The organism is Rahnella sp. RFA10(1/100) (genome assembly GCF_004195115.1).
Classification (GTDB): Bacteria; Pseudomonadota; Gammaproteobacteria; order Enterobacterales; family Enterobacteriaceae; genus Rahnella; species Rahnella perminowiae.
The window spans coordinates 364,530-382,220 of record NZ_SEWR01000004.1; the positions used below are offsets into that span (position 1 = coordinate 364,530).

Genomic DNA, 17,691 nt, shown 5'->3' on the forward strand with positions numbered 1-17,691 from the left:
GTCAGGCTGAATACGGGTGTGCTGACGGCATTTTGACTGCGAATTGCAAATAAAAATGGCGCTCCCCGAAGGTGGCGCCATTCACTAAAGCAATCCTTCTGCTATTTCAGGTCAGGCCAGTAGTCTTTATTGGCTGCGATCAGATCATCGAGAATGGCTTTGGCTACGGACGCACTTGGCACGGTTTTCGACAGCGTGATCGCCTGCCACAGTTTCAGGTAGGATTTTTCAACCCACGCTTCAACCACCAGTTTTTCGACAGCCACCTGCTGGCTCATCAGACCCTGCTGGAACAACGGGATTTTACCGACCGTCAGCGGTTCCGGACCGTTGCTGCCGACCAGGCACGGAATTTCCACCATCGCTTCCGGGTCAATATTGTTGATAGCTCCCTGATTCGGCACAATCAGCAACATTCTTTCCTGCGTATTGAAGGCGATGGCCGTCGCCAGATCAACGATGTAAGAAGCATGTTCGTCAATTTCAAGTTCACCAGCGGAGGACTCACCCGCTTTGGTAATGGCGGCACAAGAGCTGAACACGTGTTTTTCACGATGCTCCATCACCTCATTAGCACGGGTGTGTTCAGGATTGGAATGTGCTACCACGTAATCAGGGAACAGGTAATATTTCAGGTACGTATTCGGGAAAGTGGAAGGATCCAGCGCCCAGACATCTTTCGCTTTGGCAAAAGTATCATTCCAGCTGGCTTCTACGCCCGGTTCATCGGCAGAGGGCACATAGCCGTATTTTGCCACATGTTCGCGGATTTTAGGCATCAGATCGTTGCCATGTGCGTCTTCAACCAATGTCCACCAGCCGAAGTGATTCAGACCGTAATAACGTACACGCATCTCTTTGCGGGATTTAAGCCCTGCAATCTGCGCCATGCGCCCTTCAATGCCGATTGGCATATCGCAAATGTTAAGGATCTTAGCGTGCGGACGTAATCTGCGCGTCGCTTCCGCCACGATGGCCGCCGGATTCGAATAATTGAGCATCCACGCGTCCGGCGAGTATTTCTCCATATAATCGACGATTTCCAGCACACCGCCGATAGAGCGCATACCATAGGCAATCCCGCCCGGCCCGCAGGTTTCCTGCCCCACAACACCATGGCGAAGGGGGATTTTTTCGTCCTTTTCACGCATCGGATATTTACCGACCCGGATATGTGCCATGACGAAATCCACATCGGTAAATGCCGTTTTCGGGTCAGTGGTATAGCTGAATTCTATCTCCGGAGCCTGCTCCCTGAGGATCACTTTGCACGCTTCGGCGATAGTCTCCTGACGTGCGCCGTCGTTGTCATAAAACTTGATGGCCCGCAGCGGGAAGCGTTCCTGATGCTGCAATAACATCAACACAATACCCGGCGTAAATGTGCTGCCACCGCCTGCCACAACCACTGAAAATTTCTTCATCATACTGCCTCCGTAATGGATGTTTCTGTCGGGGAACGCGCCCCGGATAAGGATGATTTTGCGAGAGCCTCCTGGCTCATCAGCGTTTCTATCTGGTCCCGCACCTGCGGAACGTGCAGACCCACGATGATCTGAATGGCGTTGCCGCGCCGCACTACACCGTGTGCACCGAGGGCTTTGAAGATGTCATCACTTTGCGTCAGCGCCATATCTTCGAGAGTGATACGCAACCGTGTCGCGCAATTGTTGAGGTCAAGAATGTTGCTGTTGCCGCCGAGGGCCTGCAGATAACCTGCAGCCTGGCCTTGTAGGGAAGACGGCACCGGCGGCTCGCCTGCCGGATTTTTCTTTGCCTGATAATCGGCTTTGCTGTAGAGCTTGATTTCGCTGTCTTCACGTCCCGGCGTTTTCAGGTTTAAACGCAGGATCAGCGTGCGGAACACCAGGAACCAGACACCGGTGAACACCAGACCGATACCGATCTGGGTGAACATCATCGAGGCATGATTGTGATACATCGGGATCCAGTTTTGCGGCAGGAACTGATCCAGCAGACCACCGCCCATATTGCCGACAACGCCCGCCATGAACATCAGCGTGGCAACGGTGGCGGCAAGGAGCGCGTGAACGGCAAACAGCAGCGGTGAGATAAACAGAAAGGTGAATTCCAGTGGCTCGGTAATACCGACCAGCACTGCGGTCAGCGCCGCCGGGATCAGCAGCCCCGCGACCTTGACGCGATTTTCCGGCGCGGCTGTGGCATAGATCGCCATCGCAATACCCACCGAGCCAAAAACTTTAGAGTTACCATGCAGCGCAAAACCGCCTTGCGGGAATAACGTTTTCAGCGGCTCAGTGCTCTGGCTGAATGCCTGCAGATGCTCTGCCCAGTAAACCTGGATCCCACCCTCGACCGCTGCCGGACCGAAAACAAACGGACCGTAGACGAAGTGATGCAAGCCGGTCGGGATCAGAATACGTTCAAGGAAGGTATAAACCCATACGCCGAGCGAACCGGACACCAGCATAAAATGTTGCATCGAGAGAATACCTGTCTGCACTTTTGGCCATACCAGCAGGGTCAGCCATGCGCAGGGTATCATTAGCAGAAAGCCGACAATGACCACGAATGAACTGCCCTGAAAAATACCGAGAAAGACAGGAAGTTGTTTATCAAAAAAATGATTGTGCAGCGAAGTGACAATCCCGGAAATAACTATCGCCCCAATAATACTGGTATCAAGGGTTTTAATTCCGGCAATCATCGCCAGACCACTTTGCCCCCCGGGCTCAAGATTAAAATTAACACCGAAATAATTTCCCCAGGTTAATCCCATAGCATTAATTAAATAATTCCAGGTCATAAAACTGACCAGTGCCGCCAGGCAGGCGCGGCCTTGTGCATGTTTCGCCAGCCCGATAGGCAGACCGGCTGCGAAGATCAGCGGCATGTTGCGGAATACTGTCCATCCTCCTTCTTCAATAATATGAATAATTTGTGCAAAGAGATTATCCGGTGCGGTGAGCGTTTCGCCGACGAACATCGGATTCTGAAGCATAATCGCGATACCCACGACCATTCCTGCGAATGGAAACAATAAGACAGGTGTAAACATCGCACCGCCAAAACGTTGAATTTGACTGAGCATATATATTCCTTATATTACTTCGGGATCAGAGTTTATTATTGGAACACTTTCAGACATGTTTTTATTTTCTGATCAGAGAGTAGGAATAATGAAAAATAACTTCGCAGAGTGATTAATCATTTCGTGATCGCATTCATGCTTTTTCTGCCGATCAAGTGGTCTACTTTTGAGGCAATTTCCAGACACGCCAAATGACGGGGCAAGGACAATCTGAGCCCGGGGCATAAGAAACCGAGAATTTACAGGGCAGTAACCGGTTTTACGGACGCAGTTATAAGGATTCACTCATCGATAAAGAGGTCTGCCAGTGATCTACAAAATGCTCGCTGAACGTCTGAGAATTCGCATCAATTCTGTCGATTTTAATATCGGCGACGCATTACCCAGTGAAAAAAAGCTGGCCGCCGAATTGGGTGTCTCGCGAATGACACTGCGAAAAGCGGTGGATTTGCTGATCGAATGGAAACTGGTACGTCGTTGTCATGGCAGCGGAACCTTCGTCGCACAGAAAGATGTCCAGCATGAAACCCGTGGGCTGATGGGTTTCTCAGAGCTGATGAAACAACTGGGTCGTCCGACGGTGAGTGAGGTATTGGAGTTTAAGATCATGGGCGCGCCACCGGCCATCGCCAGCCAGCTGCGGATGAAAACTGACGAACGTATTTATTATTCACGCCGCCTGCGCTCGGTCGGGGGAAAACCGCTGGTACTCGAAGACAGCTACATGCCAGGCCGGTTATTTAGCAATCTTTCAGTGGCACATCTGGAAGGCTCAAAATTTTCGTATATTGAAGATGAATGCCATATCTGTATCGCGGGGAATTACGAAAGCTTCAGCCCGGTTCTTGCGGACAGCACTGTCGCCACCTTATTACACGTCGCCGAAGGCACGCCGTTGCTGCGCCTGACATCGCTGTCCTACAGCGACACCGGTGATTACATCAACTACTCTGTGATGATCAGAAACGCCAACGAATACCATGTGGATTACCATTTGCAGCGTAATAAATAGCGCTCAGAACGGGCACGGCTGGCATAAAACATCGCCACATTTTTCGGCTCAGAACCAAAAATATCTGCCGGCCCGTTCAGTTCGAAATCTCCGGCTTCGCCGTGCCCATCCTTAAGTTTTTAACTTTTACTTCAAATCAGTCTTCGCGTTCAGCGGTTCACCGGTGGCGTAGAACTGACCACCGGCAATGTAATGCAGGCTGCGCAGGGAAGACCCGGCATCTTCGAAATGCCAGTGGCCGTCTTTGAAGACCCGGGTATCGGCCCATGCACCGACAATCTCGCCGATGAATAAATCATGTGCCTGCTGGTTGTGCGGTTCAGGGATTACCCGGCAGGCCAGCCACGCGGTGCACCCCGCGACAAACGGTAAATCGCCGTGATCTTCCATGCGGAATAACCGGGTACCGCAATGTTGCAGTTTATCCGGATCAGTTCTCAATGTGCGATTACCCAGATCGTAAGTCATCTGCAACTGCGCGACGGTTGGTACCTGAATCACAAAATAGCCGCTTTCTTCGATAAGCTCGCGTGTGCGCGCAATTTTGTCGATCACCACCATCAGTTTCGCCGGTTTGAAATCCAGCCCGCATACCCAGGAGGCAGACATGACGTTATCCACACCCTCATGATGGGCAGAAACCAGCGCGGTCGCACCGTGGTTGATCAGGCGGTAAGCTTTTTCCAGTTCGACAGGGGCAAATTGAGGTGTCATCAGAATCTCTCAAAAAAGGAATGTGGCGTGCAGCATGGCAAACCTGCCGGAACGCGACTATGCATTCGGTGCGGCCTGACGCGGTTTTATCGATTTATGCAATAAATTCACCGACAGCGCCAGCAGGAAAATCATCGCCTGCGCCAGCACGATCGTCGGGCCGGTCGCTGCATCAATATAGAAACTGATAAAGGTGCCTGAGATCGCCGCCATAAGTGACACTGTCACAGAAACCATCAGCATTTTTGATAACGTCTTACACAGCATAAACGCCGTAATACCTGGGGTGATCAGCATTGCCACCACCAGCACGACGCCGACGGCCTGCAACGCCGCAACGATGGTCAGTGCCAGCATACACAACAGCGCGTAATGATAAACACGCACCGGTAACCCGATGACTTTCGCCTGAACGGGATCAAAGCAAAACAGCATCAGATCTTTAAATTTGAGAATAATCGCCAGCGTGACGACAGCGGCGATGATCAGGGTTTGCAGCATTTCACTGTCGGTTACACCCAGCACATTGCCGAACAAAATATGGCTGAGATGCTGTTCAGTATTCACCCGTGAGAACAGCACCAGACCGGCAGCAAACATGCCGGAAAAGACAATCCCCATGACTGAATCTTCTTTTACCCGACAATGTTCTTTAATAAAACCCGTCGCTACGGCGCAAAACAGACCGGAACCGAATGCGCCGAACACCAGCGGAATTCCTGCAAGATACGCCAGCACCACACCGGGAAGCACTGCATGAGAAATGGCATCCCCCATCAGAGACCAACCTTTGAGCACCAGAAAACAGGAAAATATCGCGCAGACGATACTGGTGGCCGCAGCCGTCAGCAGCGCGCGTTGCATAAAATCAAAGCTCAGCGGTTCCGTCAACACATCAAACCAGGACATCATGCGCGGCTCCGGTTTTTAATACGAAAATGGTTAATCAGCCAGCCGTGTTTCGGCGCAAACAAGAACGCCAGCAAAAAAACAGTCGTTTGCAGGCAGACAATTACCCCGCCGGTGGCGCCATCGAGGAAATAACTCAGCCATGCCCCGGCGGCACTGGTCACCGCACCGATAAATACAGAAATAATCAGCAGATGTGAGAAACGATCCGACAGCAGATAGGCCGTTGCGCCTGGCGTGATCACCATGGCGATCACTAAAATCGCACCGACGGTTTGCAACGCTGCCACGCTGCACGCACTGAATAGGGTGAAGAAAATCACTTTCAGCCACAGCGGTGAAAGGCCGATAGAAACAGCATGCGCCTCATCGAAAAACACCGCCAGCAAGTCGCGCCAGATAACACACAGCACCAGCAGCGAAACGCCAACAATAATCTGTACCTGCAAAATATCGGTGTCATCAATCCCTAAGATATTGCCGAACAGAATCGACTGCACGTTGACGGCTGTCGGGTTAAGCGAGACCAGTAACAGGCCGAGGGCAAAAAACGTGGAGAACACGAAACCGATGATGGCGTCTTCCCGCAGTTTGGTGAAATGGCGCAGCAGAGTCATGGAAAGCGCGGCCAGAATGCCGGTGCCGAACGCGCCGATGGCATAGGGAAAGCCCAGCGCATAAGCACCCGCGACACCGGGTACCACCGAATGTGATAGTGCATCGCCCATCAGCGACCAACCTTTGAGCATCAGATATGCCGATAAAAATGCACATACCGCGCCGACACCTGCACTCACCCAGATAGCTTTTACCATGTAGTTATACTGAAACGGCTCAAGCAGCAGTTCGGTCATACCACCCGCCTCACCGGTTCCTGTGGCACTAAATAGCCAATATTGCGCAATGCGCCGCCAAAGGTATTTTCGAGATTCTGATGAGTAAAGGTGGTTTCCAGAGGACCGGAAGCCATTACCGTGCGGTTAATGAGTACCACACGGTCGCAGAAATCCGGCACGCTGGCGATATTATGCGTCGACACCAGGATCAGATGCCCTTCCTCACGCAGTTGTCGCAGTAATTCGATGATGGCGTTTTCAGTTTTGATATCCACGCCGGTAAACGGCTCATCAAGCAACATCACCCGCCCCTGTTGCGCCAGTGCACGCGCCAGAAAAACGCGTTTTTTCTGGCCGCCGGAAAGTTCGCCAATCTGGCGATGCGCAAGTTCCGTCAGCCCGACACGCGCCAGTGCGGAAGCGGCCTGTTTTTTATCTTCCTGTGAGGGAATACGCAAAAATGACATTTTGCCATAGCGTCCCATCATCACCACATCCCGCACCAGCACCGGAAAATTCCAGTCCACGTCTTCGGACTGCGGCACATACGCGATCAGGTTTTGTTTCAGCGCTGTAGCCACACTGAGACCATCAAGCGTTACCCGTCCGTGCGTGGGGCGGATAATCCCCATGATGGTTTTAAACAGCGTGGATTTACCGCTACCATTCACGCCCAGCAGCGCACAAACAGATCCGCCGCGCAGCGTGAACGAGGCATTTTCAATCGCGGTATGCCCGTTATTGTAGGTCACCGAAATATCATCAACATGAAGATGCAGCGCGTCGTCAGTCATTGTCCGAACCCTTTTGCGATGGTGCCTGCCGTGACTTTCAGCAAATCAATGTAGGTCGGCACCGGGCCCCCAGCGGCAGACAGGGAATCGACATACAACACGCCGCCATATTTGGCTCCCGTTTCTTTGCTGACCTGCCGGGCCGGTTTGTCCGAGATGGTACTTTCACTGAAGACCACCGGAATATTTTGCTGACGCACCAGATCGATGATTTTTTTCACCTGCTGCGGCGTACCCTGCTCATCGGCGTTAATCGGCCACAGATAAGCCTCGTTCAATTCATAATCTTTTGCCAGATAACTGAACGCGCCTTCACTGGTCACCAGCCAGCGCTGACCGGCCGGGATTTTCGCCAGACGTTCGCGCAGCGGTGAATCGAGCAGGCTGATTTTTTCGGCGTAATTTTTGGCATTGCGGTTATAAACGGCGGCGTTATCCGGGTCATATTTCACCAGCGCTGCGCGGATATTTTCGATATAAATCAGTGCATTTTTCGCGGACATCCAGGCATGAGGGTTTGGATTTCCGACATACGGCCCTTCCTGAATAGGCAGCGGTGCGATACCGTCCGTGACAGTCACCGAAGGTACATTTTTGATATTCGCGAAGAAACGACCGAACCAGCGTTCGAGATTAAAGCCGTTCCACAGAATCAGATCCGCAGACTGTGTTTTCACAATGTCGCGTGGCGTTGGCTGATAGTCATGGATTTCCGCACCAGATTTGGTGATTGATTCTACCGTGGCGGCATCACCGGCAACATTCTGTGCAATATCCTGAATCACCGTGAAGGTGGTAACGACGGTAAACTTCTTTTTATCTTTTCCGGCCGCCTGCACATTCCCGGTAATCAGCGCCACAATCATACCAACCAGCATGAGCCGCAAACGAAACGGTGAATAGCTGAATAATTTTAAGATGCGTCGTCCTTTTTCCATGAAATTTCCCCTGTCGCTCTGCGCATTAATCGCCGGTTTATTATTCAGGTATAGCACAGGCTATACTCCATAGCCAAGGCAAAGTTTTCAGAAATTGGTAGATGTGTGCACTTGGTTTACAATGCGGGAGTTGTCGTGATGTCCGCGGCGGCGGTAAAAACCGTTGAGCAAGAAAGAGGCAGGCGTAGTGAAAGAAAAAAAAATAAATCCATTACTGGATGTGGAAGAACACGCTCAGGGTTTTTTACAGGTGCGCGAGGCGCATCGCCGGGAATTAATGGACGATTACGTTGAGCTGATTTCAGACTTAATTCGTGAATTTGGCGAAGCACGTCAGGTCGATTTGGCCGCGCGTCTGGGGGTTTCACAGCCCACCGTTGCAAAAACGCTCAAACGACTGGCCAATGCCGGACTGGTCCATCAGTTGCCCTATCGCGGTACCTTCCTGACGCCTGAAGGTGAGCGGCTGGCAGCAGAAAACCGTGAGCGTCATAACGTCGTAGAGGCATTTTTTATCGCACTTGGAATCAGCCACGAAACCGCCCGCCTCGATGCAGAAGGCGTTGAGCATCACGTCAGCGATGAAACGCTTGAAGCGTTCAGACGTTTTACTGCCGGAAAAAAAATCTGATCTCACCGTACATCCTATCCGCCGCCAGGTTCGTTTTTTGACCGGATCTGGTGGTTTTCCCCCGTATTCCCGCGCCTCCTGGTTTAATCGTAAAGCAATCTTTCCATAGGAATTTTTTGTACACAATTGCTGGCGTTACCTTGTCAGAATCCCCCTGATCTCCCGCCAACCTTTTCCCTCAGCTCAGCGTACCTTTATCCTCAGGAGTGATGGCATTTATGCCCCTCCCTGCATCCGATCCTTGCGCTTCGAGGTTTTTATGAAAAGGCTCTTATTGCTGATGTTGACTGCCGGCACCCTGATGTCTGCCAGTTTCGCATCGTTTGCCTACGGCTACTACGGGCATGGGTATTATCACGGTGGGTATGGAGGCCCGCGTATTATTGTCGGTATCCCCTGGGGACCGCCCCCTCCGGTGTATTACGGGCCGCCGCCGGTGGTCTACGTCACGCCTGCACAACCGCAGACGTATGTTGAGAAAACCCCTGACTATGCCTATTACTGCCAGAATCCTGCGGGCTACTATCCGCACGTGCAGCGCTGCCCGCGCGGCTGGATGAAAGTCGTTGTAGGTGATTCCGCACCGCGTTAACAGGTGATAATTTCATGAACAGGTTCACTCCGCTGGCGGTTATTACCCTGGCTGCAGCGCTTTCAGGCTGCGTATCTTCTCCCACCCGGCCCGGTGTGATGGTGTTACCCGGTACCGGCAAAGATTATCAACAGTTCCGTATGGATGAAATGGCCTGCCGGAGTGACGCCTACAGCAGTGTTAACGGCGGCGCGCAAACGGCTAATAATAACGCGGTCAATACTGCCGCAGCGGGCACCGTTGTGGGTGCTGCGGCAGGGGCTCTGTTAGGCGCAGCGTCTCATCAGGCCGGAGCGGGCGCGCTGGTTGGCGCAGGCAGCGGTTTACTGCTCGGCAGTGCCATGGGCAGTAACGGCGCAGGCGTCAGCAGTGGCAATTTGCAGGACCAGTACGATACGGTGTACACCCAATGTATGTACGCCAAAGGCAATAAAGTGCCGGTCGATGCCCGCTATGATTATGGTTTGCAATCTCACACGCAGCCAGAGGTGCCACCGGACTACTATCCGGCACAGACAGGCAGCAACGACGTTCCGCCGGATTATGTACCTTAAGTTAATCAGAAAGGCTGCCCGCTGCATGGCAGCCTTTTGTTCCCTTTCCAGCCGTTCAGGCAAACGGCGCACGGCCATTAAGTACATCATCGATAACTTTCAGCACACCTTCTTCGCTGTTTGATGGTGCCGTGTATTTTGCGGCCGCTTTGGCCGGTGCAGAGGCGTTTTCCATTGCAAAACCAAATCCGCAATAGCTGAGCATTTCGAGATCATTACCGCTGTCGCCGAAAGCCAGCACTTCCTCATCGCGGATGCCATAGATTCTCTGGATTTTTTGCAGGCCGCAGGCTTTGTGATTGCCGCTGATGATAAGATCCACCGAGCCGTGTCCGCTGGTAACCGGTGCAACAATATTGCCCAAATGGCGGGTAATTTCGCCCATCAGCGGATAAACGTCATCCTCCCTATAGCTCAGCGCGAATTTGAAAATTGTGTCGCTGATTTCGGCATAATCGCTCACATTGCTCAGACGGTGATAGTAACGACGCATCCGGCGGATAAAGGCTTCGTCGGTGCCGTTCAGCACATACGCGCCATTTCTGCCACAGACGATAGTGTTAATGCCGGGTGTCCGGCTGATCCAGTGTAAAACGTCAGCGACCTGTTCAGGTTCGAGTTTGCCGCAGTAAATTTCTTCTTTTTTGTCGACGACATACCCCCCGCCTTCCGCCACGTAGGCAATCTGTTCATCGATATCATCAAAGAAAGATTTCAGCTGGTAATACTGATTGCCGCTGGCTACCACAAACTTGATTTCGCGTGCCAGCAGTTGCTGATATTGCTCGCGAAAACGGGTTTTATTATATTCGTGTTGCGGGTTCAGAAAGGTGCCATCCATATCTACGGCAATAAGTTTTACGGGCATTGCAGTTCCTTACAGGGTCGGATGTTTATCAGTCAAAGTAAAAGATGGCTGGCGGGGTTCAGGCGCCAGCTGGCAAATTTGCCACTCAGTTCTAAATCTTCAGTCTTAAAAAATAATCAATATTTCAGTTTGTATGCGCCGAACGTAATGATAAGGAACGCAGCCGCCACGGCTGAAAATGCCACATACAGACTGGATAAATGCGCGATAAAACCAATCAGCGCCGGCCCGCCCAGCACGCCGAGATACCCGAGCGTCGCGACCATCGCCACAGACATATTTACCGGCATCACTTTCTCCTGACCGGCGAGCGTAATCAGCACCGGAACGATATTTGCCGCCCCGATACCGACCAGCGCAAAACCGCATAATGGCAGGATCCAGCCCGGTAACAGTACCACCATCAGGTAACCTGCGATCCCCAGAATACCGCCTGCCACCAGTATACGTTTACGCCCCAATGCGCTGACAATCACATCGCCGGTCAGGCGCATCAGCGACATCGCGACAGCAAACACCGCAAAACCCCAGCCCGCATGTTCCAGCGCCAGCCCGCGTTCACGGGTCAGAAACACGCCGCCCCAGTCGAGCACCGCGCCTTCGGCCATAAAGCAAATCATCGCCATCACGGCCATCAGCACGAGACGAAAATTCGGCCTCGCTTTGGGTTTGCCCTCAGCCCCTTCTTCCTCATGCGCACCAAACGGTAACATGCCGCGAAAAGACCAGGCGGTCACGATGACAACCAGCGCCACGGCAAAAAACGTGCTGCCGAGCGGCGTGATGCCCGCACTGAGCAATAACGCGCCGCCACCGGCTCCGGCGATCCCGCCGACGCTCCACAGGCAGTGAAAGCCGGACATCAGCGGTTTATCCGCGGCCTGTTCGACCAGCGTTCCCTGCACATTGACCGCGACATCCGCCAGGCCAATACCCATACCGAAAATAAACAGGCTCAGCGCCAGCAGCCAGATATCACTAAAAACCGCCAGCACCGGTAACATCAGGCAATACAACACCACAGCGGCTACAATGACCGCACGGCAGCCGAACCGGCCAATAATCCGCCCGGAACCGAGCATCGACAACAGTGATCCGGCGCCCAGGCACAGCAGCAGTAAGCCGAGATCACCCGCTTCGGAATGCGTACGCAGTTGCGCATAAGGCACCAGCGCTGCCCACAACCCCATCGCCATACCGGTAACAAAAAAAATCGCCCGCGTAGCGATGCGTCGGGCAGGGCTTCCGGCATGCGAGTTCAGACTTTCTATTTCAGATGACAGTGACATCAGATTCTCCCGGCAAGAAATTAGTTATTAAAAGTCTTTTAATAACTACTCAGTATAGAGATGCCTGCAAAACAAAGTCAATGCGGATCACTCGCCGAAAGCGACGTGCAAATTATAATTATGCAAGGTCAGTTCAGTGATGCCTCGCAGATAATCCTGACGCATGGAAGGCCGGTAAATCAGCTCAGGCATATGTTGAACAGGAATATACTGCCGGCAAAGTTCAGCCAGCTGCGGCATCAGCGCGGTGCTGATTTTAGGGCCGGATAGCGCAATGGTAGCCGGGTTGATAATTGCCGTCAGTGACACAATCACTTTGGCCATTTCCTCCGCGACCGGCAGCGTGTTCATGTGTTCAAACGGCAGATTGGAGACCTCACCGGCAAACTGGCTCGCGCCCTGCAATACCTGGCCATTAATCACCATTCCACATCCGAGACACGGGACATCCGGTTTAAAAACGTAGGCCACCGGCGCGGTAACGCCCGCACAACTGCTGCGGTAGAATCCCCAGGCGGTGTAGTTCATGTCATTATCGACCTGCACGTACAGACCAAGCCGCTCACGCAACTGTTGCTCAATGGCAACGCCAGCAAACGCAGTGATATCACAGGTTGCAACGGTGCCTTTCACCACTACACCCGGCAATCCTACGCCCAGCGCTTTGATATTCGGGTAATCTGCCAGCAGGGATTCGATCTGCTGATAAAACCTTGCCAGCGTCAGCGGCAAAAAGCGTACCTCGCCCTGAGCCAGGCTTTCACCTGTGGCTGAATTTACCGACCAGATAATCTGCGCTGCCGCATCACTGCCCTGCGCGTACAGGCTCAGTACGGAAAAGAAATCCGGGTTATATGCATAGCGCTGCGCCGGACGCCCGCCACGTGAAACCTCCATTTCCAGCGCCATGACTTCATGACGCAGACTCAGTTCATTAAGCACCGCGCCACATGTCGCAATACTCAGTCCGGTGGCAACCGCCAAATCCGCTTTTGTCGCCGAGCCCAGTGATTTCAATGCATTAGTGACCATCACCACATTATTGATCTTCATTTCACGGGTAGTACGGTTGAGCGGAGTAAACATATTGCCTCGGGGATACGGGTAAGAATGAAGGGTAATTTAGCACAAAGTGGAGGCGGCCTTACTGGCAACGTCACGTCAGGCTGTAGACCGGATCTATGCATACGCGATTGCCCATGGCGCAACGGACGAAGGGGCACCGGGTTTACGCCCGCATTACCATGCGGATTATTATGGCGCGTATTTCCGCGATGCCGATGGCAATAAACTGTGTATTTACAGTCATGAACCCCAGGTCTGAATACCCTCCCCACTTTATCTGACGTTTTGCACAAGTCTGACGAGTTCTGTCTCGGCTTCCCCTTCGTCATGTCCGTCAGTAAAGCAGGCGCCGCTCACCGGTTCGCTGAGATCGGGGAAATGATAGACCGCATTGACACACGACGGGCCGCCGCCGGAGTGACCGGCTGAGCGCCCGGCCTTTCCCATAGCGCCCTTCATCAATCCGAGCGCGTAGCCGCATGCCGTCCACGGCCGGCCCTCAAGAGCGCCCCCGAGCGGATATGTCACCCGCATTTCGGCAAGCCATGCGGCGCTGAGGAGTTTTCCGGTGAATAAGCCGTGCAATAATCGGGCGGCGTCCCGCACATTCCCTGCCAGACAGCCATGATACACCCAGCCCGGATGGTACTTTCCGGCAGCCTCACAGTGTAGTTGGGCAAATTGTTCGCGTGTGGTGACAAGAGAAATGCTGTTAAGCCCGAGTGGTGTTGAGATAATCTCTGCGACAAGTTGCGCAAGATCCAGGCCAGACGCGGCTTCAATCTGCTCACATACCAGCATGTAACCTACATTGGAATAGGACCAGCCTTCGCCGGGTGCAAACAGCATACCCTGAGCCAGGGCGGCACTGAGCAATGTTTGACGATCCCAGGGTTGCTCACCGGCGGCGACGGCGTCGTGATAGGCTTTCAGCGTGCCGTAATCCGGCAATCCGGCTGTGTGGTTAAGCAGTTGCCGCAGCGTATACGCTGCACCGTCGACAGGGCTGTCAGGTTGCAAGATACCGCGTTCACAAAGCTTCAGTGCGCAAATCGCTATCGCGGTTTTGGTGAAACTCCAGTAAGGGAAGCGGGCGTCAAAATTTCCTTCCCCCCTTTCTTCCCCCGAGGCTGAAATACAATAAGAATGGAATTTATGCATGACTAACCTCATCACAAGAAAGAAAGCAGGCAGGCACCCGGTGAAAATTAATGCCTTCGGCGTAACTGTTATTTTATGCTCTTGATTTACATGAAAATACCCAATTCAACGAAGCGCTTCAACCGAAAGTTCTCCTTCAGGTGACCTCTGTAAGGTCTTTTCCAATGGCTTTTACTGTCTGGCGGGGCAAAATTCAGCATACCGGTTATGATGAGGGCGGGCGAAGTTAACCGCGTTGGGCGGAGATGATCAGTGATTTCGTCAGTAAAACGGATAACGGACTCCTCTGAGTTCCCGGCATGCACATTCATCTCTGACCGCAGATCGGGTATATTGATACGCAGATCACAAAAATCCCTTAAAGGAAGACGTCGCATTATGAGTTATCGTTTCACCCTGGTTGCCGTGGCAGCTGTTTTAACCCTGACAGGATGTGCAAAATCGAAAACCGCCGATCAGGCACCGGCTTTCGATTTTGGCTCCACACGGGTGACCGTAACGCACATCCCGACGAAAACCGATGATGGTACCAAACTGTATGTGACCATTGATGGTAAAGATGCCGGTGCTCTTGGAATTGGTGAGAGCATGGAAGTACAACTTCCTGAGGGTAAACATAAAGTTGGCGGTTATGCGCGTTCACTGATTGGCCGCGTGACCATTTCACCTGTCGACGTTGCAACATCCCGGGATGCGATAAGCCACGTGACCTATTCTGTTGCAAACCTTAAACCCACCTTCCTCGTCCGTGCCTCAACACCGGTTCCTAAGCCTAAATCAGAATCGATTCCGGCAGAACCCGTTCCGAGCATGCCGAAACAAATTGAAGATCCTGTCACAGCAGAACAGACGCAAGCCGCAACGCCTGCTGCGCCGGTAACCCCTCAGCAAACGCAAGCCGCAACACCTGCTGCACCGGTAACAACTCAGCAAACGCAAGCGGCAACGCCTGCCGCGCCGGTGACAACTCAGCAAACGCAAGCCGCAACGCCTGCCGCGCCGGTGACAACTCAGCAAACGCAAGCCGCAACGCCTGCTGCGCCGGTGACAACTCAGCAAACGCAAGCGGCAACGCCTGCTGCACCGGTGACAACTCAGCAAACCCAAACGCCGCAAGTTACCGAACTGACACCGACCACTCAGTCGCAGACATCACAAGCGACGCAAGGTTCTGCAACGCCTGTCATCACTGATCTTACTTCTACTCCTCAAGCTTAACCCGGTTTCTACTGCCGGTGCCTGATGCACCGGTGGTGACTTTCCTCAGAATTTCACTACCGCACCCAGTTCAATCACCCGGTTTGGCGGAATATGATAATGTTCCGGCGCGCGTAGTGAGTTTCGCTGCAATACCTGGAACAGTTTTCCGCGCGCCTTCAGGTACCACGGACGCGGTTCACCAAGAATAAACGTGTCACGCGACATGAAAAATGAGGTTTCATTCATGTTGCTTTTAAGCCCTTCCAGTCCGCAGCGATAAAGGATATCTGTCACATTCGGCTTCTCCCTCCAGCCATAACGGGCAATAACCCGCCAGAATGCCGGTGAAAGTTGCTCGATAATGACCCGCTGGACGTTATGCACATAGGGTACATCTTCCGTCACGATGGTCAGCAGCACCACGCGCTCATGCAGAATCTTGTTATGTTTGAGGTTGTGCAGCAACACCAGCGGCACTTCATATTGCCCGCGCGACATGACTACAGCCGTTCCCGGCACCCGTTGTGGCGGCGATTTTTCAAGTGAGGTAATCAGCGCCTCCAGCGCTTCCGGATCCTGACGCAGGCGGCGCAACAACCGCGAACGTTCCGTTTTCCAGGTCAGCATAATCACCAGAATAGCCACACCAATTGTTACCGGCAGCCAGCCCCCCGAGAAAAGTTTGCTCAGGTTGGCAGCAAACAACGGCACATCAATCAGCAGCATCGCCATAATCACCAGGCCACCTGCCCAACGTTTCCATCCCCAATTTTTGATCATCACAATGCCGATCAACACAGACGTGATCACCATCGTACCGGTGACTACAATGCCATACGCCGAGGCGAGGTTGCTGGAATGCCGGAAGCTGACGATCGCAATCAGTACGGCGAAATACAGCAGCCAGTTGACAACCGGAATGTAGATCTGACCGGACTCCACATCCGAGGTGTAAATAATGCGCATAGGAGGCAAATAGCCCATGCGCACAGCCTGACGCGTCAGGGAGAACACCCCCGAAATCACCGCCTGTGAGGCAATAACGGTCGCCAGCGTGGCCAGCACTAATAGCGGAACGAGCGCCCAGTCAGGTGCCAGCAGGAAAAACGGATTCTTAATGGTCTCAGGCTCGCTGAGTAATAACGCACCCTGCCCGAAATAATTCATCACCAGCGAGGGCCCGACCAGTATAAACCAGGCGATGCGGATGGGTTTCTTACCAAAATGCCCCATATCTGCATAAAGCGCTTCGCCGCCGGTAACTGAAAGCACCACCATACCGAGCGCGAAAAAAGAGACTGTTTTAAATTCCACAAAGAAATGCATCGCCCAGTAAGGATTGAGTGCCTGCAATACTTGCGGATTATGCACGATCCCGCTGATACCCAGCGCCCCGAGGGTGAGAAACCATATAACCATCACCGGAGCGAAAATTTTCCCTACGCTGCCGGTACCATTTTTCTGAATAAAAAACAGCAGCGTCAGGACGGCAATGGAAAATGGAATGATAAAGCGGTCTAATGACGGCTCAATAATTTCCAGCCCTTCAATAGCCGAAAGCACCGAGATGGCGGGCGTGATAACACCATCACCATAGAAAAAACTGCCGCCAACCAACCCGATAAACATAATGAAGGGGATCCAACGCGGATTGAGATTGCGGATCGCCAGCGCCATCAGGGTCAGGATCCCGCCCTCACCGCCATTGTCGGCGCGCATCACAAAACTGATGTATTTGACGGAAACCACCAGCATCAGCAGCCAGAAAATTAAGGACAAAAAACCGAAGAGAGAGCTTTGTGTCATGGTAATGCCCGCCTGTCCGGTCAGGCATTCACGTAGGGTATACAACGGGCTGGTACCAATATCGCCATACACGACACCGATACAAGCCACTGTTACAGTCAGCAGCGATGATTTATTTTTTGTTTGCTTCATGAGTGGCTTCACAATTTCCGGGGACGACGTTGGTCGTCCCACCAAAAGAGTATAGCTGCTTCGCGGGAGGATCTCAGGCCCAATATGAAACGGTTACATTCATTATTGTCTTATATA

At 52.7% G+C, this 17,691-nt stretch carries 18 protein-coding genes; 6 read left to right on the forward strand and 12 right to left on the reverse strand.

Translation table 11 applies throughout. From position 1 onward, the window contains the following. Positions 1 to 101 precede the first annotated feature (101 nt). Together ETV65_RS15015 and ETV65_RS15020 are read right to left on the reverse strand one after the other, a co-directional pair. Positions 102 to 1,424: a 6-phospho-alpha-glucosidase gene (locus tag ETV65_RS15015; protein WP_129953749.1), complete on the reverse strand. Its 1,323-nt coding sequence runs from the start codon at positions 1,422 to 1,424 to the stop codon at positions 102 to 104. After that, entirely contained in the window at positions 1,424 to 3,073 is a 1,650-nt protein-coding gene (locus ETV65_RS15020; protein ID WP_129953614.1) for an alpha-glucoside-specific PTS transporter subunit IIBC, read from the reverse strand. Before ETV65_RS15020 ends, ETV65_RS15015 begins: the two co-directional genes overlap by 1 nt. Before the next feature lie 307 nt (positions 3,074 to 3,380). On the opposite strand from ETV65_RS15020, the gene ETV65_RS15025 reads away from it, so the two are divergent. Continuing rightward, complete coding sequence (locus tag ETV65_RS15025; protein ID WP_129953615.1) at positions 3,381 to 4,085, forward strand: GntR family transcriptional regulator; 705 nt, start codon at positions 3,381 to 3,383, stop codon at positions 4,083 to 4,085. 126 nt (positions 4,086 to 4,211) lie between these two features. On the opposite strand, the gene ETV65_RS15030 is transcribed toward ETV65_RS15025, so the two are convergent. The 5 genes from ETV65_RS15030 to ETV65_RS15050 are packed head-to-tail and all read right to left on the reverse strand — an operon-like array spanning position 4,212 to position 8,216. Next, on the reverse strand, positions 4,212 to 4,799 hold the full coding sequence (locus ETV65_RS15030; RefSeq protein WP_129953616.1) for a flavin reductase family protein: 588 nt from the start codon (positions 4,797 to 4,799) through the stop codon (positions 4,212 to 4,214). Positions 4,800 to 4,856: 57 nt separating this feature from the next. Then, a complete protein-coding gene (locus tag ETV65_RS15035) occupies positions 4,857 to 5,711 on the reverse strand; it encodes a metal ABC transporter permease (RefSeq protein WP_129953617.1) in 855 nt (284 codons plus the stop codon). Then, positions 5,708 to 6,562 (reverse strand): metal ABC transporter permease, encoded by an 855-nt coding sequence (locus tag ETV65_RS15040; RefSeq protein WP_129953618.1) that lies wholly within the window; start codon positions 6,560 to 6,562, stop codon positions 5,708 to 5,710. The genes ETV65_RS15035 and ETV65_RS15040 overlap by 4 nt, the downstream gene beginning before the upstream one ends. Further along, positions 6,559 to 7,338: an ATP-binding cassette domain-containing protein gene (locus ETV65_RS15045; protein ID WP_129953619.1), complete on the reverse strand. Its 780-nt coding sequence runs from the start codon at positions 7,336 to 7,338 to the stop codon at positions 6,559 to 6,561. The genes ETV65_RS15040 and ETV65_RS15045 overlap by 4 nt, the downstream gene beginning before the upstream one ends. Further along, positions 7,335 to 8,216, reverse strand: coding sequence for a metal ABC transporter substrate-binding protein (locus ETV65_RS15050; protein WP_129953750.1), 882 nt, complete (start codon positions 8,214 to 8,216; stop codon positions 7,335 to 7,337). Before ETV65_RS15050 ends, ETV65_RS15045 begins: the two co-directional genes overlap by 4 nt. A gap of 247 nt (positions 8,217 to 8,463) precedes the next feature. On the opposite strand from ETV65_RS15050, the gene mntR reads away from it, so the two are divergent. The 3 genes from mntR to ETV65_RS15065 all read left to right on the forward strand — a co-directional run bounded on the left by mntR (position 8,464) and on the right by ETV65_RS15065 (position 10,053). Further along, positions 8,464 to 8,907 (forward strand): manganese-binding transcriptional regulator MntR, encoded by a 444-nt coding sequence (gene mntR, locus ETV65_RS15055; protein ID WP_129953751.1) that lies wholly within the window; start codon positions 8,464 to 8,466, stop codon positions 8,905 to 8,907. Positions 8,908 to 9,166: 259 nt separating this feature from the next. After that, a complete protein-coding gene (locus tag ETV65_RS15060) occupies positions 9,167 to 9,499 on the forward strand; it encodes a hypothetical protein (RefSeq protein WP_129953620.1) in 333 nt (110 codons plus the stop codon). A 14-nt stretch (positions 9,500 to 9,513) separates the two neighbouring features. Then, on the forward strand, positions 9,514 to 10,053 hold the full coding sequence (locus ETV65_RS15065) for a glycine zipper family protein (protein WP_129953621.1): 540 nt from the start codon (positions 9,514 to 9,516) through the stop codon (positions 10,051 to 10,053). A 55-nt stretch (positions 10,054 to 10,108) separates the two neighbouring features. On the opposite strand, the gene ETV65_RS15070 is transcribed toward ETV65_RS15065, so the two are convergent. The 3 genes from ETV65_RS15070 to ETV65_RS15080 all read right to left on the reverse strand — a co-directional run bounded on the left by ETV65_RS15070 (position 10,109) and on the right by ETV65_RS15080 (position 13,296). After that, positions 10,109 to 10,921 carry a Cof-type HAD-IIB family hydrolase gene (locus ETV65_RS15070; protein ID WP_129953622.1) on the reverse strand — a complete coding sequence of 271 codons (813 nt, stop codon included), beginning with the start codon at positions 10,919 to 10,921 and terminating at the stop codon, positions 10,109 to 10,111. Positions 10,922 to 11,037: 116 nt separating this feature from the next. Further along, positions 11,038 to 12,210, reverse strand: coding sequence for an MFS transporter (locus tag ETV65_RS15075; protein ID WP_129953623.1), 1,173 nt, complete (start codon positions 12,208 to 12,210; stop codon positions 11,038 to 11,040). An 87-nt stretch (positions 12,211 to 12,297) separates the two neighbouring features. Beyond that, positions 12,298 to 13,296, reverse strand: a complete 999-nt coding sequence (locus ETV65_RS15080) for an ROK family protein (RefSeq protein WP_129953624.1) — start codon at positions 13,294 to 13,296, stop codon at positions 12,298 to 12,300. Positions 13,297 to 13,342: 46 nt separating this feature from the next. Between ETV65_RS15080 and ETV65_RS15085 the strand changes: the two genes are divergently transcribed. Continuing rightward, a complete protein-coding gene (locus tag ETV65_RS15085) occupies positions 13,343 to 13,534 on the forward strand; it encodes a hypothetical protein (RefSeq protein ID WP_129953625.1) in 192 nt (63 codons plus the stop codon). 14 nt (positions 13,535 to 13,548) lie between these two features. On the opposite strand, the gene ETV65_RS15090 is transcribed toward ETV65_RS15085, so the two are convergent. Further along, positions 13,549 to 14,436, reverse strand: a complete 888-nt coding sequence (locus ETV65_RS15090; RefSeq protein WP_129953626.1) for a serine hydrolase domain-containing protein — start codon at positions 14,434 to 14,436, stop codon at positions 13,549 to 13,551. 378 nt (positions 14,437 to 14,814) lie between these two features. Between ETV65_RS15090 and ETV65_RS15095 the strand changes: the two genes are divergently transcribed. Then, the gene (locus tag ETV65_RS15095; RefSeq protein ID WP_129953627.1) at positions 14,815 to 15,654 is read left to right on the forward strand and encodes a hypothetical protein; all 840 of its coding nucleotides are present in this window, start codon (positions 14,815 to 14,817) and stop codon (positions 15,652 to 15,654) included. Positions 15,655 to 15,699: 45 nt separating this feature from the next. Here ETV65_RS15095 and kup read toward each other — a convergent pair whose 3' ends face one another. After that, positions 15,700 to 17,574: a low affinity potassium transporter Kup gene (kup, locus tag ETV65_RS15100; protein ID WP_129953628.1), complete on the reverse strand. Its 1,875-nt coding sequence runs from the start codon at positions 17,572 to 17,574 to the stop codon at positions 15,700 to 15,702. Between the last annotated feature and the right edge of the window lie 117 nt (positions 17,575 to 17,691).